At 68.4% G+C, this 22608-nt stretch carries 17 protein-coding genes and 1 pseudogene; 10 read left to right on the top strand and 8 right to left on the bottom strand.

The window, feature by feature from the left end; translation table 11 throughout:
- Positions 1 to 45 precede the first annotated feature (45 nt).
- The 7 genes from BJ970_RS29360 to BJ970_RS29330 all read left to right on the top strand — a co-directional run bounded on the left by BJ970_RS29360 (position 46) and on the right by BJ970_RS29330 (position 8559).
- Positions 46 to 1026 carry an ATP-binding cassette domain-containing protein gene (locus BJ970_RS29360; protein WP_184730254.1) on the top strand — a complete coding sequence of 327 codons (981 nt, stop codon included), beginning with the start codon at positions 46 to 48 and terminating at the stop codon, positions 1024 to 1026.
- Between the two features lie 293 nt (positions 1027 to 1319).
- Positions 1320 to 2105, top strand: a complete 786-nt coding sequence (locus BJ970_RS29355; protein WP_184730252.1) for an ABC transporter permease — start codon at positions 1320 to 1322, stop codon at positions 2103 to 2105.
- A 62-nt stretch (positions 2106 to 2167) separates the two neighbouring features.
- Positions 2168 to 2881: a thioesterase II family protein gene (locus tag BJ970_RS29350; protein WP_221468309.1), complete on the top strand. Its 714-nt coding sequence runs from the start codon at positions 2168 to 2170 to the stop codon at positions 2879 to 2881.
- A 197-nt stretch (positions 2882 to 3078) separates the two neighbouring features.
- Entirely contained in the window at positions 3079 to 3378 is a 300-nt protein-coding gene (locus BJ970_RS29345) for a hypothetical protein (protein WP_246471883.1), read from the top strand.
- A gap of 60 nt (positions 3379 to 3438) precedes the next feature.
- Entirely contained in the window at positions 3439 to 4473 is a 1035-nt protein-coding gene (locus BJ970_RS29340; protein WP_312864528.1) for a baeRF2 domain-containing protein, read from the top strand.
- 105 nt (positions 4474 to 4578) lie between these two features.
- Entirely contained in the window at positions 4579 to 7254 is a 2676-nt protein-coding gene (locus BJ970_RS29335; protein ID WP_312864527.1) for a sugar-binding protein, read from the top strand.
- A gap of 111 nt (positions 7255 to 7365) precedes the next feature.
- Positions 7366 to 8559 carry a damage-control phosphatase ARMT1 family protein gene (locus BJ970_RS29330; RefSeq protein ID WP_184730246.1) on the top strand — a complete coding sequence of 398 codons (1194 nt, stop codon included), beginning with the start codon at positions 7366 to 7368 and terminating at the stop codon, positions 8557 to 8559.
- Between the two features lie 87 nt (positions 8560 to 8646).
- Here the strand turns inward: BJ970_RS29330 and lhgD are convergent, their stop codons facing one another.
- Positions 8647 to 9894: an L-2-hydroxyglutarate dehydrogenase gene (gene lhgD / locus BJ970_RS29325; protein WP_184730244.1), complete on the bottom strand. Its 1248-nt coding sequence runs from the start codon at positions 9892 to 9894 to the stop codon at positions 8647 to 8649.
- Positions 9895 to 10198: 304 nt separating this feature from the next.
- On the opposite strand from lhgD, the gene BJ970_RS29320 reads away from it, so the two are divergent.
- Positions 10199 to 11203 carry a TerC/Alx family metal homeostasis membrane protein gene (locus BJ970_RS29320; RefSeq protein WP_184730242.1) on the top strand — a complete coding sequence of 335 codons (1005 nt, stop codon included), beginning with the start codon at positions 10199 to 10201 and terminating at the stop codon, positions 11201 to 11203.
- Positions 11204 to 11235: 32 nt separating this feature from the next.
- Here the strand turns inward: BJ970_RS29320 and BJ970_RS29315 are convergent, their stop codons facing one another.
- Entirely contained in the window at positions 11236 to 11892 is a 657-nt protein-coding gene (locus BJ970_RS29315) for a response regulator (RefSeq protein WP_184730240.1), read from the bottom strand.
- On the bottom strand, positions 11885 to 12847 hold the full coding sequence (locus BJ970_RS29310; protein WP_184730238.1) for a HAMP domain-containing sensor histidine kinase: 963 nt from the start codon (positions 12845 to 12847) through the stop codon (positions 11885 to 11887). Before BJ970_RS29310 ends, BJ970_RS29315 begins: the two co-directional genes overlap by 8 nt.
- Before the next feature lie 391 nt (positions 12848 to 13238).
- Here BJ970_RS29310 and BJ970_RS29305 point away from each other — a divergent pair, with 391 nt between their 5' ends.
- Positions 13239 to 14528 carry an ArsB/NhaD family transporter gene (locus BJ970_RS29305; protein ID WP_184730236.1) on the top strand — a complete coding sequence of 430 codons (1290 nt, stop codon included), beginning with the start codon at positions 13239 to 13241 and terminating at the stop codon, positions 14526 to 14528.
- A gap of 248 nt (positions 14529 to 14776) precedes the next feature.
- On the top strand, positions 14777 to 15715 hold the full coding sequence (locus tag BJ970_RS29300; RefSeq protein WP_184730234.1) for a DUF5996 family protein: 939 nt from the start codon (positions 14777 to 14779) through the stop codon (positions 15713 to 15715).
- A gap of 4 nt (positions 15716 to 15719) precedes the next feature.
- Here the strand turns inward: BJ970_RS29300 and BJ970_RS29295 are convergent.
- The 5 genes and pseudogenes from BJ970_RS29295 to BJ970_RS29275 form a co-directional block, all read right to left on the bottom strand.
- Positions 15720 to 16127: pseudogene (locus BJ970_RS29295) on the bottom strand (EAL domain-containing protein); the annotation flags it as partial.
- A 53-nt stretch (positions 16128 to 16180) separates the two neighbouring features.
- Positions 16181 to 17803 (bottom strand): IS1634 family transposase, encoded by a 1623-nt coding sequence (locus tag BJ970_RS29290; RefSeq protein ID WP_246470688.1) that lies wholly within the window; start codon positions 17801 to 17803, stop codon positions 16181 to 16183.
- 18 nt (positions 17804 to 17821) lie between these two features.
- Positions 17822 to 20542, bottom strand: a complete 2721-nt coding sequence (locus BJ970_RS29285) for an EAL domain-containing protein (RefSeq protein WP_184730231.1) — start codon at positions 20540 to 20542, stop codon at positions 17822 to 17824.
- A 100-nt stretch (positions 20543 to 20642) separates the two neighbouring features.
- On the bottom strand, positions 20643 to 21461 hold the full coding sequence (locus BJ970_RS29280; RefSeq protein WP_184730229.1) for a bifunctional allantoicase/(S)-ureidoglycine aminohydrolase: 819 nt from the start codon (positions 21459 to 21461) through the stop codon (positions 20643 to 20645).
- A gap of 187 nt (positions 21462 to 21648) precedes the next feature.
- Positions 21649 to 22539: an oxidoreductase gene (locus BJ970_RS29275; protein ID WP_184730227.1), complete on the bottom strand. Its 891-nt coding sequence runs from the start codon at positions 22537 to 22539 to the stop codon at positions 21649 to 21651.
- Positions 22540 to 22608 lie beyond the last annotated feature (69 nt).

The following is a 22608-nucleotide window of genomic DNA, read 5'->3' as shown; positions in this document are numbered from 1 at the left end:
TCTCATGTGGACCGGGAGAGGCCGCCGGCCGCGGGATCCGGCACCATGACGGCGGCGGTCCACGTCGAGGGGCTGGTGAAGGAATTCGGCGATCGCCGGGTGGTCGACGGCGTCGACCTGACGATCCCGGAAGGCACCGTGCTCGGCCTGCTAGGGCCCAACGGCGCGGGCAAGACCACCACCGTCCGGATGCTGGCCACGCTGATCAGGCCGGACGGCGGCCAGGCCCGCATCGGCGGTTACGACCTGGTCAAGCAGGCCAACCAGGTGCGCAGGCTGATCGGCCTGACCGGCCAGTACGCCTCGGTGGACGAGGGCATCTCGGGCCGGGAGAACCTGTACATGATCGCCCGGCTGCTGGATCTGCCGCGCCGCCGTGCCCGGGAACGCGTCGACGAGCTGCTGGAGCAGTTCGACCTGGTCGACGCGGCGTCCCGGCCGGCGGGCAAGTACTCCGGCGGAATGCGGCGGCGGCTGGACCTGGCCGCGAGCATGGTCGGCGACCCGGCGCTGCTGTACCTGGACGAACCGACCACCGGACTGGATCCGCGCAGCCGGAACAACCTGTGGGATTCCGTGCGCGAGCTGGTGGCGGACGGGACCACGGTGCTGCTCACCACGCAGTACATGGAGGAGGCCGAAGCGCTGGCGGATTCGATCATCGTGATGGACAAGGGGCGGGTGATCGCCTCCGGCACGAGCGCCGAACTGCGCGCCAGGGTGGGCGGGCAGGTCCTGCGCATCCGCACCGCCCGGCCGGAGCACCTGGAGCAGCTGGCCCGTCGGCTCACCGCCATGAGAGTCCGGAATTTCCGGGTGGATCGGGAGAACCGGCTGGTCTCGGTGCCGATCGTCACCGAGGCCGAACTCACCGGGATGATCCACCTGCTGGCCGCCTCGCGGCTGCCGATCGCCGGGGTGGACACCCACCTGCCTAGCCTGGACGAGGTGTTTCTGACCTTGACGGACAAGCCGCGCGAACCGGCCGATCCGGACGCCACAATCGTCTTGCAGAGGGTGTTCTGATGTCCGCGCCGACCGGCGGCCCACCGCATGGATACCAACCCAGGCCGCCGGGCCCCCCATCCGCACAACCGCGCCCACCGGGGCCTGCGGAACCGGTCTGGCCCGCCGAAACTCCCCAGTGGCCCCAAACAACAGAGTGGCCCCAAACAACAGAGTGGCCCCAAACTCCCGAGTGGCCCCAGCCCCCGCTGCGCTCCGGGCCCCCACCGGCGAACCCGCGCCAGCCCAGCCGTCGGCCCGAGCCACACCCCACCGCCCACCAGCCTCCGCGGCCGCCGTCGAAGCTGTCGCGGATGCGGCAGGTATCGGGCCGCATCGGCCCGCGCGCCGCGCTCCGGCATACCGGCGCCATCGCGCGGCGGAACCTGCTCCAGGTGCTCAACGACCGGGGCGCGATGCTGGACGCCACATTGATGCCGATGATCTTCACGCTGATCTTCGTGTACGTCTTCGGCGGTGCGATTGCCCATGACCAGGCCGACTACAAGCAGTACTTGCTGCCCGGGATCATGGTGCAGACGGTGTCCTTCGCCTCCCGGCTCACCGGCGTGACGCTGAACGTGGACGCCAGCCGAGGGGTAATGGACCGGCTCCGCGCGCTGCCGATCGCCAGGTCGGCGGTGCTGTCCGCGCGGATCTGTGCGGACATGTGCCGAATGCTGCTCGGCCAGGTGGTCATGTTCGTGTTCGCGCTCGTCATCGGCTTCCGGGTGCAGACCGACGTACTGTCCACATTGGCCGCTATTGGGGTTCTGCTGGCCTACGGATTCGCGCTGTGCTGGATCTCGGCGTTCATCGGGTTGGCGCTCAAGAGCCCGGAGACGGTGCAGTCGGTGGGGTTCATCTGGACGATCCCGTTGCAGTTCGGCAGCTCGATGTTCGTGCCGTTGGAGACGATGCCAGGCTGGCTGCGGGCTTTCGCCCAGGTGAACCCGACGACGCTGGTCACCGACACCTGCCGGAACCTGCTCCTGGGCGGCCCGGTGGCGCCATCGGCGGTCGGCGCGTTCCTCTGGATCGGCGGGATGCTAGCGATATTCGTGCCACTGTCAGTGTGGAAATACCGGCGGTATACCTAAACACGTCGTGCGATGGTCCCGCGCTGAGCGGTCTTGACCGGCACTGAGAAGAGGAGGACGAGTTGGCGGCAGCGATCCGTCTGTTCTGCTTCCCGCACGCGGGCGGCGGCACAGCAGCGTACTGGCCGTGGGCGGGCACACTGGGTTCGGAGATCGAGGTCGTGCCGGTGCCGCTGCCCGGCCGTGAAGCCCGGATCGCCGAGCCAGCGCACCGGCGCATGGACAGTTTGGCGGAGCAGATCACCCGCGAGCTCGCGCCGTCCTTCGACCGGCCCTACGCCTTCTTCGGCCACAGCATGGGCGCCGCGCTGGCCTGGGAGATCGGCCGCCGGTCCGCGCCATTGGGCGTGATCGCTTCGGCTCGGCGGGCACCACAGTTGCCGACCCGCCGGCGGCTGATGTCGGAACTACCCGACGAGCAGTTCATCGCCGAACTGGGCAGGCTCGAAGGGACACCGGCGGAGGTTTTGGAAAACCCGGAGCTGGTCGAGCTGCTGCTGCCGACCCTGCGAGCGGACTTCGCGCTCAGCGAGGGCTTCGTCGCGCCGACGGGACAAAAGTTGCACTGCCCGGTGGTGGTCATGGCGGGGGAGGATGACTCCGAGGTGGACCACGAAGAGCTCTCGGCCTGGCGCGCTGCGACGACCCGATCATTCCGTCACCGCCTGTTCCCGGGCGGCCACTTCTACCTGTCGGGCGGCGCCCCCGAGGTCCGCCGCGAGGTGCGGGCGAGCGTCCTGGAGTTCGCCGAACACGCGAACCTGACGCACGGCTGACCAGGGTCGGCTTCACGCCCGCAGATCGCTTGTCCTAGGGCAAGCAAATGAGATACAGAGCGCCAATACCCGGCCGGACAGCGCGGCTTGTTCCGCCGGGTTCGCCCTCGTGCGCTGCGTCATCATGTCCGCAATGCGAGGCCGAAGAGATCGAGCGTGCCGATGTTTGCATGCAACGTATAGCGGGTAATGCGCGCGTGACGGGCCGTAGTCGGCCGTTCGGCGTGGGTGGGGAAGCCGCCCGCGCAGGACTAGGAGTGGAGGTCTGCGATATGGCCAACAACGCACATTTCATCGTTGCCGCGAAGGGGAACGCGCCGAAGTTGATCGTCCGGGATGACAGGGGCGCTGCGGTTGTCGAACTCGACCTCCCGCCCTCGGTCGACGAGCCCGGACAGGCGGATGAGCACCTGCGATCCGCGGGCTGGACCCGCAGCGGCAGCGTCGTCTGGACCAAGGCGGACGACGGATGGGTGGCACCTGTCGTCCCGTCGTGAGAAGGATTTCCGCAGCCGCCGCTTCGGCGGTGAGCACATTCAATGCGAGAGGAGGATCCGGTGGAGCTGACCGACCTTCGAAAGGTTTACCAGCACGAGGGTCCGTTCGCCACGGTCTATCTCGAAGGGCGTTCGCCCGGTGACGATGCCGCGGGTCAGATCCGTCTGCGGTGGAAATCGTTGCGGGAACGACTGTTGGCGGAGGGCGCGTCCCAAGGCGCGGTCGAGGCCATCGCATCCGAGCTGGAGCGCGGTACGCCCGGGGAGGAGCAGGCCAACGGGCGCGTTCTGGTGGCCACCGAGTCCGGGGTGGTGCTCGACGAGCGGTGGGATGCCGCTCTCGGTGCCGGTGATGATGCCCATTGGGGCGTGCTTCCCGAATTGGGGGCCTACGTGCGTGAGCGCGCCAGGTCGGTGCGTGAGCTCGTGGTCATCGCCGACCAAGAAGGCGCGCAGGTGCGCCAGGAAGTTGTTGCCGAATACCACGAACCGCATGAACTCGACGCGGAGATCGTCGAAGGCAGTGCGGACGAGGGCGTGCACAAGCCCCGTGGTGGCGCGTTGTCCCACAACCGGATTCAACGGCGTGCCGATGAGGCGGTGGGCCGCAACGCCAAGGACATCGCCGCTCATGTGAGTGCGGTCGCCACGGAGTTCCGTCCCGGGGTTGTCGTGCTCGCCGGTGAAGTGCAGGCGCGTACGGCGGTGCGTGAAGAGCTACCGGCACAACTGGCCGAGCTCATCATCGAAACCGACCGGGGTGGCCGCGACGAGAACGCCTCCGAGGAGGCATTGGTCGAAGAACTGCTGCGTATCGCCCACGAGGCGGAGGCGCGCAGAGCTGAACGGACGGCCGGGCAATTGGCGGCCGGGCTGGCACATGACCGCGCGGTTGCAGGCCACAAGGAAGTGGCGCGAGCGGCCGAGATGGGTGCGGTGGAAACACTGCTGCTGGAAAGCGACATCCCGGCGTCGCGGGAGGCGTTCCTGCTCAACGTCTGTGCCGAGACGAGCGCTGCGGTGACGCTGGTGCCGGACGGCACCGGATTGACAGACGGGGTCGGTGCCCTGCTGCGGTTCCCGGTGACCGGCTGAGCGCCCTCGGCGGCGATTTCAATGGAAATCGGCATGCCGGTTTCCATTGAAATCGGATGGGTGCCATTCTCGGGGGTGCGTGATCGTCTCACCTCGGGAGTGTCGGTGCCATCGGTTCGTACTGGTTCGGTTGTTGTGCTGGCGGCGGCGCTGGGCGCCGGAGTGCTTGTGCCCGTGGTTTCCGCGCAACCGGTTCCCGATCGGGACCTCGGCGTTCTCTTCGTCGGGGCGCATCCCGACGACGAGGCTTCGCTGCTGTCGACGTTCGGGCAGTGGCAGCACGCACACCAGGTCCGCACCGGCGTCGTGACCATCACCCGTGGGGAAGGCGGTGGGAACGCCGCCGGCCCGGAGGAAGGGCCGAGGCTGGGCCTGCTGCGCGAGGGCGAGGAACGCCGCGCGGTAGGCGCATTCGGCATCACCGACGTGTACAACTTGGACAAGCCGGACCCCTACTACACGGTCAGCGCGCCGCTGACCGAACAGGCCTGGCACCACGACGACGTGCTCGCAAAGTTGGTCCGCGTAGTGCGGCAGACGCGGCCAGAGGTCGTGGTCACCATGGATCCCGCGCCCACGCCGGGCAACCACGGCAACCACCAGTACGCGGCGAGGCTCGCGCTGGAGGCGTACCGGCAGGCCGCAGACCCGGCGGCGTTCCCGGAGCAGATCAGTGCCGAGGGACTCGCCCCCTGGTCGGTGCGCCGGGTACTGTCCAGCGCGGCCGGTGCGGAAGAGGAGCTCCGGGGGCCGGATTGCGAAAAGCGCACCACGCCGGCGGATTCTCCAGGTCCCGAGTACTACGTGTTCGGCGCTCCCGGGCACACCAACTGGGAGCAGCGGGAACGGCTTGCCGAACGCGAGTACAAGAGCCAGGGTTGGGCCAACCGCCCCGACATCGCGGCAGATCCGGCGCAGATCGGCTGCGACCACCTGACCGAAATCGCCAACCGCGCGCCGCACGTGCCAGGGGCGCAGGGCGCGGACGCCCCGCTGCTCGGGGCGCTGTTGCCGATTCCCGGCGGCCTGCCGGTCGGAACAGGGCTGACCGCGAACGCGGAGCATCCGCAGGTCACTCCCGGCGAGAGTACCCGGGTTCGTGTTGAGGTGACCGCGCCTGCGGAGAAAGGGCTGCGGGCGGGTGGCCGGGTGACGTTGGATTCGCCGCCGGGATGGGAGGTTCAGGGCGACGGCTCGTTCGGGCCGCTGGAGCCGGGAGCGACCGCGCGGGTCGACCTCACCTTGACCGTGCCCCACCGGCTCGGGTTCGGGCGCGTACCGGTTCCCGTCCGGGTGCAATCCCCGTACGGAAACGGGGAAAGCGAGCTGCGGCTGGAGATCGTGCCGCCGGTGGTCGCCGAGCAGGCGCCCCTCCCGGGTGTCGCGGAGTTCCAACGGTGGAGCTCCGGAATGCAGTTTCCCTTGCTGCTGAACAAGGTCGCTCCGGTCCAGACGGTGCCCGCGCTCGGCAAGCGCGACCTGCAAGCGGTCGTGCACAACTACAGCGACGAACCCCGATCCGGCACGGTGCGATTCGTGCCGCCGCAAAGCTTCACCGTCGCCGATGCGGAGCAGCGGTTCCAGGAGATCGCGCCCGGCGAAACGCGCGTGCTCACCTTCGGTGTCCACAGCGCCGACCCGGGGATGCCCACCGGAACGCAGGGCGGCGACCGCCCGTATACCTTGATCACGCGCACCGATGACGGCTCGGCGGGCGAAAGCACCGCCGCTCTGGAACTGGTTCCCGTCACGACGATTCCGCAGACCGGCGTCGAGCCGGTAGTGGACGGTGACGCCCGGCCGCAGGAGTACCCGGGTGACCCGATCGAGGTGTCCGCCTGGTGGGAAGGGGAGGAGTGCACCGCGCCGGATTGTGCCGCCACCGCACGGCTTTCCTGGCACGGTGACACGCTCTACGCGCTGGTAGACGTCGTGGATGACACGCAGGGCACCCGGCTGGCACCGGAGGACTGCAAGCGTCACTGGCGCACCGACGCCGTCGAGATCACCATCGATCCGAAGGCCGATTCGGAGAACACGTCGAGCACGTTCAAGGTGGCGGCGTTGCCGGCCACCAGCGGACCCGGCCGGCCCTGCTATGCCAGGGACGCCGATAACCACCAAGGTCCAGGCGAGGACACCGCCCCAGGAGTGCTCCTCGGATCCAAGCTGCGCTCGGGAGGGTACTCGGTAGAGCTGGCGATCCCGCTGCGGGCGTTGCCGGGATCGATCGATCCCCAACGGCTCGGCCTGAACGTGCTGGTGTACGACTCGGACACGCAAGACCTGACCGGACAGTCCCGAATCGGCTGGTCCACTTGGGGCGGTGTGCAGGGTGACCCGTACCGGTGGGGCCGCGCCATCCTCCAGGACCGCCCGGCTGGAGAAGCCTCGCCGCCGCCAGCTCCGGTGCTCCCGCTCGACGCATTGTCCTCTGTGGACTCTCCTGAGTCGCTCGCGCAGGCAGCGCGGTTGGCGGCATCGCCGGGCGGTGCGCCGCCCGCCGGAGGCTCGGCAGCCCGGCTCACCGGTGCCCAGGCGCAGCACGGTCAGGTGCTCGCGCGTCTCGCGGTGAACGAGCCAGGCAAGGTTCATCTGTTCGTGGTAGACGCGAACGGGGTCGTCCTGGGCGATCGGCGGATCGACGTGGACGGTCAGGGCGACCGCGACGTGCCGATCGCCGTCGGCAGCGGTATACCGGCGCGGGTGCTCGCCGGATTCAGCACGGCCAATGGTGCCACGGCGGCATACGAATTCGACATCAGCGCAGGACGGCCTTGACATCGCCACCGCAACGCCGTTTCTGGGCGATGGGTGGCGACCAGCCCGATCCGTGCGCGTAAGCTCGGGGCCCGATCGCACCCAGGGTGCCGGGTGCACGCAGGACTGGTAATGGAGTGCAAGACGGGAGTCGTGGTGGGCTCGGAAGCGCCGTTGATCACCATCGGAATACCTGGTTCGTTCGCGTGGAAGGTGTTCCACGAACGCCGCCCGGCGATGATCGAGCAGGTGTGCGATGCGTTCCCCCTCGGAACAGGGGAGCGGGGCAGGCTCGCGGCATTGCTGCGCGAAACGACCACCGGAGTGGTCCAGCCGTTGGACGACGCGGCGCCCGACCACCATTTCTGGGAGTCTTGGACGAAAGCCTGGCTGGGCAGGCCGTGGTCCGAATGTCCGTTCCTGTGGGCGGAAAGCTACTTTTTCCGCCGGATGCTCGCCGCCATCGGGTACTTCGGGCCCGGGCCTTGGCGTGGTGTCGATCCCTTCGCGCCGATGAAGACCGCCGAGCTGCACAGCCCCGCGACCGCAGAGACGCTGGCCGCGTTCGACGGCCTGCCGCGGCTCGGCGAGGCCGACCGCGACGCCGCCGTGGTGCGGGCGGCGGTGTGGGGAAACCAGGCGGACCTCGCATTCCAGATGTCGGCAGGGCCCAAGAGCGCTACGGCCGGGTTGGTGAGCGGCGACAGCGACGCGTTCTGGTCGCTGTTCGGCGCGCGTCCCGGCGGTCCAGTCCATCTGGTCGCCGACAACTCGGCCGGCGAACTGGCCGCCGACCTGGTGCTGATCGACCACCTGCGCACCACCGGCCGTGCCGACCACGTCGTCCTGCACGTCAAGCCGAATCCGTACTACGTTTCCGACGCCACGCACGCCGACGTGCTCGGCGTTCTGCGGCACCTCATCGGACTGCCCGGGGAGGTGGGGATGATCGGCCGGCGCGTGTGGGATGGCCTGCGCGCCGGAAAGATCGAGGTCCGTGCGCACCCGTTCTTCTGTGCGCCGTTGGACTTTCGAGCCATGCCGGACGATTTGTGCGACGAGTTCGCGTCCGCCTCGGTCACCATCACGAAGGGCGACCTGAACTACCGGCGCTTGGCCGGTGACAGGTACTGGCCCGCCACCACGCCGTTCGCCGAGGTCGTGGCGTACTTTCCCAGCCCGGTGGCCGCGTTGCGGGTGCTGAAATCCGAAGTGGTGGTCGGCCTCCACGAGGCGGCCGTTGCGGAACTGGACAAGGCCGACGCGGCATGGCGGACCAACGGCACCCGCGCCCTCATCCAAGCGGCGGCGCCGCCTGCATCCTGACCAATGGCGATGCCGCGTCGGCGGATTCGTTCCCGTGGCCTGACAAGAACGCCCCGGCGCAACGGCTTTCCGGACGGGATCCGGGGATCAGGAACCGGTTGCCGATTCGCGCACGGTCCGCGCGATGTCGGCGAGCCCGAGCCGGTCGAAGGCGTCGGCCGCGATGTGGCTGCCGATGAACAGGCTCGAAGTCGCCGCCGGTGACGGGGCGTTGAGTACGTGGATTGCCCGCTGGGTTCGGCTGATGACGAAGTCGTCGACCAGCTCGCCGGTGCTCGTTACGGCTTGCGCACGCACGCCGCTGCCATCTCGGCGCAGATCCTCGCCGTTGATCTCGGGAATCAGCCGGCGGACGTCACGCACGAATAGCGGCCAGATCAGCGATCGGCTGATTTCCACGATGCCGTAGCGCCAGTAGCGTCGCGCCAGTCCGCGCACGGCGGGATCGCGCAGCAGCTCACCCAGCATGCGCACATCGACGTCGCGCCACCGGTATCCCTGGCGGGCCAGCGCGGGCACCGCGTTGGGGCCCACGTGCACCGATCCGTCGAGCATCGGGGTCACGTGCACCCCGAGGAACGGCAGCTCGGGGTCCGGCACCGGGTAAACCGGGTTGGTGATCAGCCCGCGTCGTGCCGGGCGCACCTCGGCGTATTCGCCGCGGAACGGCATGATCCGCACCGGTGGCCGGTGCCCGGCGGCTTCGGCGATCTTGTCGCTGTGCAGACCGGCGCAATTGACGATGATGCGCGCTCTGACCTCGCCGTCAGGCGTGTCGATCACGGTCCGATCGCGGGAGGTGGTGAACGACCGCGCCGGTGAGTTCGTCCGCAGGTCGGCACCGAGGTCGGTGAGCTCGGTCGCCAGCGCGAGGCACACCCGGCCGAAATCGGTCATCGCGGTGTCGGCTACTGCCAGCGCCCCCACCCCGGCGACGTGCGGTTCCCGCTCGGCGATCTCGGCGCGGCTCAACCGCGCAACGGTGACGCCGTTTTCCCGTCCCCGGGCCGCGAGCGCGTCCAGCCGCGGCAATTGCTGCTCGGCCGTGGCGACCACGATCTTCCCGGTGCGCTTGACCGGGACCCCGTGCTGTTCGCAGTAGCGGATCATCGCCTCGCCGCCGGCTCGGGCCAGCCGCGCCTTGAGGCTGCCTGGTGCGTAGTACAGCCCGCTGTGGATCACGTTGCTGTTGTGCCCGGACTGGTGCGCGCCCCAGCGCGACTCCTTTTCCAGCACGGCCACCGAGGCTCCCGGATGCGCGCGGAGCACGGCCCTCGCGGTTGCCAGCCCGAGCAATCCACCGCCGATGATTGCGATGTCGACCTCACCGGACATCCGGAAACCTTCCCTTCCGCCCAATCCGCAGCGAATGTATACAGCCGCTGCGGGGAGTGCAAGGACGCTGGGAGTCCACAATAGACTCATCGTGCGGGGGGATCGACGAACCCTGTCCCGCGTGCTACCGGAGGCGACATGCGCGTTCGCCTTGCGGCCGTGCCGTTCTGCCCGATACTCGGTGGTGAGGGGAGTACTTCCACTGGGCCTGCCCGGTCAGGACGGACATCCATAGGTGTCCTCGGGAGGCCGCCCTCCCGGTGGGCGAAGGAGACCTCGAACGCAGCAGTTCGAGGAGGCTCCTGTGCTTTGTCAGTTGTTCGCCCTCGCCGCGTCGTCGGAGTCGATCGGTTCGCCGTGGCTGTGGGCCACCAGCATCGCCGTGCTGTTGGCGTTGCTGATCGCGGATTTCCTGGTGACCCGCCGCCCGCACGAGGTCTCCTGGCGCGAGGCCGTGGGCTGGTCGGTGTTCTACCTAGCGTTGCCAATGGTGTTCGGGGTGTTCCTGTGGGCGGTGTTCGGCGGTGGTCAGGCGCTGGCGTTCATCACGGGGTTCGTGGTGGAGAAGTCCCTGTCCGTGGACAACCTGTTCGTTTTCATGCTCTTGCTGGCCGGCTTCGCAGTACCGGACGTGCTGCAACAACGCGTGTTGTTGTACGGCATCGTCGGAGCGCTGATGCTGCGCGGCGTCTTCATCGCGGCCGGGGCCGCGCTGCTGGAGGCGGGCACCTGGGCGTTTCTGGTCTTCGGTGCGATCTTGTTCGCCACCGCGGTCAAGGTCCTGCACGAGGCGGTCAAGGGGTCGGCTTTCGACCGCGACGTGTCTAAGCTGCGCTCGGTGCGGCTGTTGCGTCGGCTGATGCCGGTCACGGACGACTACCGCGGTTCTCGGTTGACGCTCCGTGAGGGCGGCCGGCGCTGCCTGACGCCGCTGGCCGTCGTGGTCGTGGCGGTCTTCGCGACCGACATCGTGTTCGCCGTCGATTCCGTGCCCGCCGTCTACGGGATCACCGAAGACCCGTACCTGGTGTTCGCCACCAATGCCTTCGCCCTGCTCGGCCTGCGCGCCCTGTACTTCCTGCTGCACGCGGCCCTGGCCAAGCTCGATCACCTCAACCACGGTCTGGCGATCATCCTCGCGTTCATCGGCGTGAAGCTGGTGCTGCATTGGGCCCACGGAATCTGGCCCGCTGTGCCCGAAATCCCCACGCTGCTCTCGCTCGCGGTCATCGTGCTGGTGCTGGCGGTCGTCACGCTGACGAGCCTGCGCGCCCGCCGCTTCGCCGAAGAACCGACATCCGGGAGTTGACCAAGAACCCGCTTCGGGCTCACGAGGGCGGGCTATGGCTCGATGAGGCCGGTCCGGATGGCATAGCGGGTGAGTTCGAGGCGGTCCCGGAGCCCGAGTTTTTGCAGCAGGTTGGCCCGATGCCGCTCGACCGTCTTGATGCTGATGACGAGCAGGTCGGCGATTTCCTTCGACGAGTGGCCTTCGGCGACGAGCTTGAGGATCTCCTCTTCACGACGGGTGATGGCCTTGGCGGCCGGCTCGCCGTCGGCGGCATTGTCCAGGTAGTTGCGGATGAGCGCGGTGATCGCGCCGGGATAGAGGAAGGGTTCGCCGCGCATGGCGGCGCGGCACGCTTCGACCAGGTCTCGATCCGCGACCGATTTCAGGACGTATCCGGATGCGCCGGCTCTGAGCGCCTCGAAGAAGTACTGCTCGTTGTCGTTCATGGTCAGGATGAGGATGCGCAGATCGGGTTGGAGCCTGGAGAGCTGGACGGCCGCTTGCAGGCCGGTCAGCCGAGGCATGGCGATGTCGAGGATGGCGAGATCTGGTTCGTCGCTGCGCGCCTTTTCGATCGCCTCCGCCCCATCGCCGGCCTCGGCGACGACGACCAGGTCCGGTTCGTTATCGAGGATCAGCCGGACCCCGCGACGGACCAAGGCGTGATCGTCGGCGAGCAGGATGCGGGTCTTCTTCGCGTCAGACATGCTCGGGTGCTTTCGTCGCGGTGGGCACGTGCAGGCGTACTTCGGTGCCGCCCCTGGCTCCGGGCCCCAGGGTGAGCCGGGCGCCGATGAGCAGCGCTCGCTCGCGCATGCCCCGGATGCCGGCGCCTTCGGGGGCGCTGCCCAGCCCGCCGCCGTTGTCGCGGATGGACAACTCCACGCCGGTCGGGCCGCTGCGCAGCGAGAGTTCGACGCGGGTGGCTCGGGCATGGCGGACGGTGTTGGTGAGGCTTTCTTGCGCCACCCGGTAGAGGACCAGTTCGGTGGCGTCGCCCAAATCGGGCAGATCGCTGTCGAGGTGGCAGCGTGCGATCAGCCCGGTGCGAGGTGGGACCTCGGTGGTGAGGGCCTTGAGCGCGCTGACCAGTCCCAGCTCCTCCAGGACGCCGGGGCGCAGTCGGCGAGCGATTCGGCGGATCTCGTCCAGGCTGTCCCGAGTGGTCTCTTGGACCTGGTGCAGCGCGGTCGCGACGGTTTCCGGCGCTTGATCCGCGACCCGTTTGAGTTCGAGCAGGACCGCGGTGAGGGTTTGGCCCACTTCGTCGTGGAGTTCCTGGGCGATGCGGTGGCGCTCGGCTTCCTGCGCGGACAGGGCAACCGCACTGCTGGTGGCGCGTTCGTCCTCGAGCCGGTCGAGCATGGTGTTGAAAGTCTTGATCAGATCCGCGGTCTCCCCATGCCCGGTAACCGCGAGCCGGGCACCGGGTCGCAGCGGATCGATCGTGGTCATCACCCGAGCGAGCCGCTCCAGCGGTGCCAGCCCGATCCGCAGCAGGATCGCGTTGACGACCAGCATGACGGCGAGCCCGATCGCCAGGATCAACGCCTCGGCGACGAAGAACGGCGCGGAGACGGTGGCCGGCCCCAACAGGAGCGCTGCGGCGCCCGCGACGAGCACCGCGGCGTTGAGTAGGAGCAGCCGCCAGAACAAAGACACGTGCCCGGCCTCCTTGCCTCGCGATGCCCCCACTATCGCGCAAATTCGCGTGTTCGTCGTTCGTCGTGCGCGCGCCGGTCCACATTCCCCGCGACACCGTCCGTCGCGCCGTTCGGTGTCAGCTTGTCGGTGCCTCGGCGTTGCTGTCCATTTGGGGCGTCGCTGACATCGAGCAAGGTGTCGGGGCGCAACCCCGTCTCGGGTGCATGATCGCCGCCTTGGGAAATGGGTGTCGGTGCGGATAGCGGCCATGCGGGTCACCAGAGAGCCTCGGAGGGTAAACCGCCGAGAAACGTTGATCCTGGCGCATCCAGGGCGCTTTTCGGGGAGGGAGCAGCGTAGTGCCCCCAGAAACCGGGCTCGTCGCGGTTCCTGTCCGGGAGACGGGGCCGTGACCACCGCGCTGACGATGGCCACGTTTCTGGTCGCATTCGTGCTGATCGCCACCGAACGCGTCCATCGAGTCGCCGCCGCCCTCGGCGGTGTCGCCGTCATGGTGCTGCTCGGCGTCGTCGATACCCACAGCGCATTCTTCAACGAGAAGACCGGCGTCGACTGGAACGTGATCTTCCTGCTGCTGGGGATGATGATCACGGTAAGCGTGCTCAAGCACACCGGCGTTTTCGACTACCTCGCGATCTGGGCGGCGAAGAAGAGCCGCGGCCGGTCCTTCCGGCTGATGATCATCTTGGTGTTGCTGACCGCCGTCGTCTCGGCCTTCCTCGACAGCGTCACGGTCATGCTCCTGGTCGCCCCGGTCACCCTCGCGGTCTGCCAACGCCTTCGGCTGCCGGTCGTGCCCTTCCTGATCGCCGAGGTCCTCGCCGCGAACATCGGGGGCACCGCCACGCTGATCGGCGATCCGCCGAACATCATGATCGGCAGCAGGGCGGGACTGTCCTTCACGGACTTCCTGCTCAACCTCGCACCCATCACCGTCGTCCTGCTCGTCGTGTTCATCGTGCTGTGCCGCGTGCTGTTCCGAAAAGCGTTCCTTGACGCCGAAAATCACCTGGCCGAGGTCATGGAGTTGGACGGCAAGGACACCATTCACGACCACCACCTGCTTCGGCGCTGCCTGATCGTCACCGGCGCGGTGGTGATCGCGTTCATCCTGCACGGCGCGATCGGGATCGGGCCGGCGTTCGTGGGACTGCTCGGTGCCGGCCTCATGGTGCTCGTCTCGGGTACCACCGCCAAGCAGTTCCTCCAGGAAGTCGACTGGTCCACGCTGGTGTTCTTCATGGGCCTGTTCGTCATGGTGGGCGGGCTGGTGAACGTCGGGGTGATCGACACGCTCGGGCGTGCCGCGATCGGCGTGGTCGGCGACGACTACCTGCTGGCCGCGGTGGGGCTCCTCGTGGGCTCCGCGGTGGTCGGCGGCATGATCGACACCATCCCCTTCGTGGCCACCACGATGCCCATCGTCGAGGAACTTGTGGCCACGGTCCCGGATCCGGAGATCAGCCGAGCATTGTGGTGGTCCCTGGCACTCGGGGCCGACCTCGGCGGCAATGCCACCGCGATCGGCGCGAGCGCCAACGTCGTGGCCGTCGGCTGGGCGGCCCGCAGCGGCCACCCGATCAGCTTCTGGGAATTCACCAAGTACGGCCTCGTCGTCACCGCCGTGACCATCGCCTTGTCCGCGCTCTACGTCTGGTTGAGGTACTTCGCCTGGTAGCGGGCCGCGCACCGGTGAGCTCCATCAGTCCTATTCGTCGAGGGAGCCGTTTATTCGTCTACATAGGACATTTGCTGGCGATCTCCGAGCGGCAATGGTCGTCGTCGCGGTGACCAGGAGGCCGTGCGAACCGGCGATCGTGGGAGCGCCCATCGCGAGCAGTCCGGGGCAGCGACTTCGCAGCGCGATGAGCCGGCGAGAAATGCACACTGGGCCCGTCGGGACCGGTGGAGCGTCAGGAGCCAGCGATGACGAATGGTCAGCAAGGCGCGGGTGCGGTAGGCGAATGGCCGGCGCTGCTCGTGCGGGAGTGGGCCGATACCCGCGACACGCTGCACATGTGGACTCAGGTCGTGGGCAAGATCCGACTGGCGATGGCGCCGATGGTCAACCACTGGTGGCAGGTCCCGCTCTACGTCTCCGCACGCGGCCTGACCACCTCGCTGATCCCGCACGACCGGCGTTCGTTCGACATCGAGTTCGACTTCTGCGAACACCAGTTGCACATCCGGTCCAGCAGCGGCGACGAGCGGCGGATCCCCCTGGCGCCGAAATCGGTCGCCGAGTTCTACCGCGAGACCATGGCGGCGCTGCGCGAACTCGACCTGGAGGTCTCCATCTGGACCAAGCCGCGGGAGGTCGAGCGCGCCATCCCGTTCGAGGCCGACACCGAGCACGCAGCCTACCGCCCCGAGCACGCGCACCTGTTCTGGCGGCAGCTGCTCGCCGCGAATCGGGTCCTGACCGAATTCCGGTCCCGGTTCGTGGGCAAGGTCAGCCCGGTCCACTTCTTCTGGGGCGCGATGGATCTGGCGGTCACCAGGTTCTCCGGCCGCACGGCGCCGGAACATCCCGGCGGAGCCCCCAACTGCGCGGACTGGGTCATGGTCGAGGGCTACTCCCACGAGCTGAGCAGCTGCGGCTTCTGGCCCGGCGGCACCAGCGAGGGCACCTTCTACTCGTACGCCTACCCCGAGCCCGCCGGGTACGCCGAGCAGCCGGTTCGCCCGGCCGCCGCCAACTACAGCGCCGAGGTCGGCGAGTACCTGCTGCCTTACGAATCCGTGCGCACGGCCACCGATCCGGAGGGCACCCTGCTGGAGTTCCTGCAGACCAGCTACGAAGCGGCCGCCGGGCCAGGCAAGTGGGACCGCCGCGGCCTGGAGACTTCGACGGAACGCGCCTGATGGCCTATGCCGGTTCGGGGGTGGGCAGTTTGGTGGTTTCGAGCATGTCTCGAAGCTCTCGCTGCCGGACGGGGTGGGAGAACAGCCACCCCTGGTAGCCGTCGACGCCCAGCCCTTTGAGCACGTGGAACTGGGTGGCGGTTTCCACGCCTTCCGCGACGCAGTGACGCCCCATTGCGCGGGCCATGTCGACGACCGCCCGGGCGACGGCGAAGTCGGCGGGGTCGCCGCCGATGCCGGCGATGAACTGGCGGTCGGCCTTGATGATCTGGGCGGGCAGCTCCTTGAGGCGGGCAAGCGACGAGTAGCCGGTGCCGAAGTCGTCCACGGCGAAGTTGACGCCCCGGTCGGCTAGCGCGTGCATCGCGGACCGGGCTTGGGCGGGCAGGTCGACGAGCGCGGTTTCGACTAGCCGCGTCTTTCGCACATGGGTGAGGGTGGGACGAACCCGGGTATGCCGGATGATCATGGCGGTTGGGTGGGATCGACGGCAAGCAGGTTGAGTAGTCGGGTCTGGACGGGCCCGGGTTGCGGGATGGTCGCGGGTTGGCCGGTGGTGGCGGGGATCAGCCGGAGTTCGGACAGGGCCTGGAAGATCAAGCGGCCGGTGGGTTTGGCTTTCTGACCGGGATACAGGCCGGCCATCCTGACCTCCGGAGCGATCGCGGTCCGCACGGCGCGTTCGATCAGGCAGAAGACGAGAAGAGCGAGACAGATCACGGTGAGCAGGGCGGCGATGCGCCGGTTGGTCTTGAGGAACATCGGTGCCACCGCCAGGGGGCCCTTGAACGCCGAGTAGCGGCGTTCCACCACTTCCTGGCCCTTGTAGCGGGTGAGGACCTCGGCGGCGGTGACGGTGGCGGGCAGGTTGGTCAACAGGGCGTACCAGCCGTCGGTGGAGGCCTCGGCATCCAGCGCGGTCTGATCGAACCACCACGTCAGGGTGGGTTTACCGGTGACGGGGTCGGTGCCGACCTGGGTGCGCAGGTAGGTCTTGACACGGCGGGTGCGGGCGATGGTGGTGACCCGGTCGGTGACGGCGTGCTCACTCGGGTAGTGCCGCGACCCCAGGCCACGCACGACCCGGTCGAGGTCGCCGCGGGCCCGGTCGAGTTTCTTCGCCCGTGCCGCCATGGCAGCCGTCGCTCGGGCGGTGGAGTGCACGAACACCCGTCGCAGCCGCAGTACCGGGTCGGTCTTGCGCTTGCCGGGCAGGCTCAGTGTGTCCTCCATGACCCGCCAGGCGCCGCGGCGATCGGCTGGTTTACCGGTGTCCCGTCCAGCTACGTAATCCACAACCGTGGCCGCCTGCGGGTCGAGTGCGGCCAACTCGGCGGCGCGGACGTAGAGCTTGGATGCCGGGGCGATGAATCTCACGCCCGCGGTGACCATGGCGTGCAGGTTGCCGTAGGAGATCAGCTTCGAGTCCCCCACCAACAGAAAATCCCGTGGCCCGGCAAGGTTTTTCAGCGCGGTCATCGCCCCCACTACCTGGGCGACCTCTCCCGCGCCGCCGTCGTAGCCACGATGCAGCACCGGTATCCCGCCGTCGCCGGTGACCGCCAGTCCGGCCTGGACCTGCTTGAGATCCGGGCGACGGTCTTTCGGGTGCCCGAATCGTGGTGCGGCGTAGCCGGGATCGGTCTGTTCGTATGCGCCATACAGCGAGATCGACGTCATATCCCAATGCAACCGGGACACATCCAGCCCGAACGCCGAGATCGCTCGCGCCCCCACCGATCCCACGATCCGGTCCAGCTCCGGGGCGATCGCGTCCAACGCGCGGGCGATCCGGTCGTCATTGAGCCTGGCGGGGTCGATACCCAGCACTTCCTCCACCGCCCATGCCCGCGCCCAATCGGTGACCCGCAACAACGGCGTCGGCGAGGTCAACCGATTCGCCACCAACGCCTCGATCACCTGCCCATGCGACAGGATCGCCACATCACGCACCGGGCAGGCCCGGTCGATAATCCCGGCCAGGTCCAACCTGCCGCAGTAGTCGGCCACCACCGGCAACGCACCCAGCATCTTTTCCACACTCGGCCCACCGAAGACCATCGGTTGCGGAAGCGGTCGTGCACGCATCCCGCAACGATAAGATGATCAAAGCGGAACGCTCTTCCAACCCCAACCACCCCCATGTGCGAAACACGGGACTAGCTCCAGGACGACCCGGTCCGGGGCGATGCCGGTCGCGTCGAGCGCCTCGGAAACGGCCGCGACGAACCGGGGGTCGCCGGGCACCAGCCCGGCCAGGTTCACGCCGATCCGGACCTGGCAGCCGAAGGACCCCGGCCACTGGGCCGCCTCGCGCAGGGCGGTGCGCAGCACCCAGCGATCCAGCTTGCGCAGCAGGTCTCCTTGTTCGGCGATGGGGAGGAATGCGGCCGGGGAGAGCAGTCCGAGGTCCGGGTGCGGCCAACGCACCAGGGCCTCGAACCCCGTGATCAAGCCGTCGGACGCGACCACCGGCTGGTAATGCAGCTCCAGTTCGTCGTGTGACAGGGCGTCCCGCAGCTGGCCTTCCATGTGCAGCTGCCCGTCGGCGGAGGCGATCAGGGTGGGGCTGGCCAGCGAGACCTTGCCCGGGCCGCGCCGTTTGGCCTCGAACACGGCGGCGTCGGCGAACCTCAGCAGGTCGTCCGCCGTGGTGTTGGGCCGATCGGCCACCGCGGCGCCGATCGAGGCCGAAACACGCACGAGCTGACCCCGCACCGGGGTGGTGGTGTGCAGCAGCGAGGACACCCGCGTGGCCAGCGCGTCAAGACCGCCGACCGCGTCGATGTTCGAGCAGACGATCACGAATTCGTCACCGGAGAGGCGCACGACCGTGCACTCGGGCGGCACGCCGTTTTCCAGGATCCGGGCGAGGGCCACCAGCAGCTCGTCGCCCGCATCGTGACCGAGCGAGTCGTTGATGCGCTTGAACTTGTCGATGTCGCAGAACAGCACGGCGGTGCGGTCGCGGACCGGGCCGGCGAGGTAAGAGGCGAGGAGATCCTTGACGGCGGCCCGGTTGGGCAGGCCGGTTAGGTCGTCGTGGGTGGCCCGGTGGTGCAAGGCCTCGGCCTGCCGATGCCGTTCGGTGATGTCCTGAAAGACCACCAGCCAGAACTGCGTCCCGTCGTCCTGCACGGACAGGCCGGTGTGCAGCTCGCAGGACACCGGCTGACCGTCCGACCGCATCAGCAACCGTTGCAGCACCTTCGGTTTCGCGCCGTTGCGCCCCAGCGCGCCCATGCCGGGGCGCAGCGAACGGCCCTGGTCCTGCGGATGGCTGAGATCATCGGTGGTGCACCCGCGCAGCTGCTCCAGGCGGTACCCGAGCAATCGGCAGAGCGCGTCGTTGGCGTCGACCAGCCGTTCGGACTGGTCGAACAGGCCGATGCCGACCGGTGCGACGGCCAGCAGGTCGGTGAAGCGCTGGCTGGACCGGCGCAGCCAGGTCAGGGCGACGTCCGGTTCGGTGGCCGCCGAGGTGGCGTCCGGGCGGCCACCGGTCCGCGATCGGATCTCGCGGTCGGTGCTGTTTTCGTTGTGCCCGCACGGGATTTCGACGCCCTTGGTATTCGGCCGGGACAACACCCAGCTCGGGCCGCGCAGGGTCTTGGCGAACCGCTTGAGCGGAGCCAGGCGGGTAGGCGGGTTGAGCGCGGCGGCGTCTTCGACGTGGTCGTCGGTAACGCCGCGGACCAGGTCGTTCGCCCGGATCACGCCCAGGCACCGGCCCACCTCGTCGACCACCACGGCGTCCTCGTAGGCGCGGGCCGGATCGGACGTGGTGACCAGCCGCATGGTTTCGGCCGCGGTGGTGGAGGTGGTGACGATCCGGGGTTTGTCGGCCAGCCGGGACGCCGGTTTGCCGGCGTGCAACGCATGTCCGTATGGGCCGCTCATGGCCAGCAGGAACCGGTTGCGGTCGAGGGCTTCCAGGGGCCGCTGCTCATCGTCGACCAGCACGATTCCACTGATCTCGGGTCGTTCGGTGAAGGTTTTCCGCGCTTCGTCGGCCAGGGCGTCGGCCGGGAGCATGGTGGCGGGAGCCAGGAATTCGACGACCGGCGGTCCGGTGGCGGCGCGCGCATCTTCCCGGTCGGGCCGCCCGGGCGCCTCCGGCGCCGGCACCGAGACCTGGGTGGTCATCGGCGGCGTCTCCGACACTGGGGCAAGTAGCGCGCCCTGCACGAGCCGGGCACCTAGGCGGCGCACGGCCGCGAACTGCCGGCGTTGGTCCGCACCGTCCACCACCAACGCCGCGCCGGCGACGTCGGCCAGCTGCCGCATGGATTCGAGGACGGCAAGCCCCCCTTGCTTGTCCGGGAACCCGTGCAACACGCTCGGCGTGAGCTTGACCAGGTCCGGCCGCAGATCGGTCACCAGCGACGGCGAGACGGAATCCATCCCCACCCCGACGAGCGCGACGCGGAAACCGCAGCCGCGCAATTCCTCCATCCGGGCGAGCAGTCGCTCCGGGTCCAGCCGGCTCAGCGGCGGGCGGATTTCGAGGGTGGTTTCGCTCTCCTGGCGGCCGGCCGACCACAGCGCCCGGCGTACGTCCATGAGTGCGCCGGGATCGTGGACGACCGTGTGAGCCCGCACGGAGAGGTGCAGTGGAAGCCGGATTCGGCAGTCGGCCGCCGCGCGGATCGCGCCCACGACCAACTGCAGGTCCTCCTTGACCGGGTCGGGCTGCACGCCAGAGTCACTCGGTCGGGGACCGTCGCCGAACCAGCGGGGCAACAGTTGAACTGCCAAGATCCCGCCCAATCCAATGTTCACCAGCGGCTGATACGCAGTGTGCACGCTCTGCTGTGGATAATCCACCCAAGGGATGCTGCACGCGACCGCGAGATCACTTAAAGTGACTTAACCTGCTGTTCGCCCTCTGGTCGCCTTGTGTTCACTATCGGGAATCCCGGCGACCTCAGGTCAGCCTGATCTGGCGGTTGACGTCCTTGTAAAGCAGGTAGCGGAACTTGCCCGGGCCGCCCGCATAGCAGGCTTGCGGGCAGAAAGCCCGCAGCCACATGAAATCACCGGCCTCGACCTCGACCCAGTCGTCGTTGAGCCGGTACACCGCCTTGCCCTCCAGGACGTAGATGCCGTGCTCCATCACGTGCGTCTCGGCGAATGGGATCACCGCGCCGGGCTCGAAGGTCACGATATTGACGTGCATGTCATGCGCGAGATCGTTCGGGTCGACGAACCGCGTGGTGGCCCAGGCGCCGTTGGTGTCGGGCATCGGCGTCGGCTCGATCTCCTGCTCCTGCACGGCGAATGCCTTGGGGGTGTAGCCCTCCAGTGGCTCGTAGGCCTTGCGGACCCACTGGAAGGTCGCCGCGGCGTCGGACTCGTTGGCCACCGCCCAGCTGCCGCCGGCCGGGAGGTAGGCGTACCCGCCCGGGGTGAGGACGTGGTCCTCGCTCTCGATGACGAGGTTCAGCGTGCCGGCGAGCAGGAACAGCACGGACTCGACGCCGCGTTCGGGCTCGGGCTCGGTGCTGCCGCCGCCAGGCGACACCTCGACGATGTACTGCGCGAACGTGGTGGCGAACCCGGCAATGGGCTTGGCGAGGATCCAGGTCCGGGTGTTGCTCCATCCGGGCAGGTTGCTGGTGACGATGTCGCGAAGCACGCCACGAGGAATGACGGTGTACGCCTCCGTCACGACGGCCCGGTCGGTCAGCAACGTGGTCTGCGACGGCAAGCCGCCCTTGGGGGCGTAGTACGTTGGCTCGCTCAAGTTGCGGCTCCTGTCTTGATCGACATTCACACGCTGCCGTGCAGTGCTTGCCGGGTGCGCCGCGGCGGAGCGCTCTGTGACCTACACAGCGGCCTACACAGCGTAAGGCCCGAGGTCGGCCGCCACGGCCGCCCGCGCGTACGTCATAGCCGGATGCTGCTGAATCGCGGTTCGCTACGCCGGCTTTTCAACCCGTCTTGGCGAGGGGGAAAGTCGTGCCGGTGAGTTCTTCGGAGAGGGTCCAGAGTTTCTTCGCCGCTGTCGGGTCGCTTGCCGCCGTGGTCCGGCTGACCAGCGTCGGCCCGCCGCGTAACTCGAATGGTCCATCCGGGCCCAGGTAGCTCGCGCCGGGCAGGTCCTGGGTCGCGGCGTAGAGCGTGGGCAGAGCTCCGGCCTTTGCGTCCTGCGCGAACAGCCCATTGCCGACCTCCATGAGCCGGCGCACCGCCGGGTTCGGACTGCGGGTTTGCAGGTTCGTGGCGGCCCAGCCGGGGTGCGCGGCCAGCGCCCGGACCGAAGACCCGGTCTCGCTGAGCCGCCGCTGCAACTCCAGCACGAAGAGCAGGTTGGCCAGCTTGGACTGGCCGTACGCGCGTTGGGCGCGGTAATCGCCGGTTAAGTTCGGGTTGTCGAAGTTGATGCCTCGCACGAACCGGTGCGTGCTGGAGGCGACGGTGACCACGCGGTCGGTGACGTGCGGCAGCAACAGGTTCGTGAGTGCGAAGTGGCCCAGGTGGTTGGTGCCGAAGTGCGTCTCGAAGCCGTCCTTGGTGCGTCCCTCCGGCGCGAACATCACCCCGGCGTTGTTGACCAGCAGGTCCAGCTTGCCGTCCCAGGATGCGGCGAACTCCCGCACCGAGGTGAGGTCGGAGAGGTCCAGGCGCCGGACCTCGGGCCTGCCGGGGACCGTGGCCGCGGCAGCCTTGCCCTTGTCGACGTCGCGGACGGCGAGCACCACGTGCGCACCGGCCGTGCCGAGTGCTTGGGCGGTGTGGAGGCCCAGGCCGCTGTTGGCGCCGGTGATGATCGCGGTGCGGCCGGTCAGGTCGGGTATCTGGTCGATCTTCCAAGCGGTCATGCCGGTCAAATGTAGTCACTGACAACAAAGTTGGCAACGGTCACAATGCTGCCGGTGTCAACATTCGGG

The organism is Saccharopolyspora phatthalungensis (assembly GCF_014203395.1).
In the GTDB taxonomy this organism is placed as follows: Bacteria; Actinomycetota; Actinomycetes; order Mycobacteriales; family Pseudonocardiaceae; genus Saccharopolyspora; species Saccharopolyspora phatthalungensis.
This window is presented reverse-complemented; position numbering and strand designations above follow the sequence as displayed.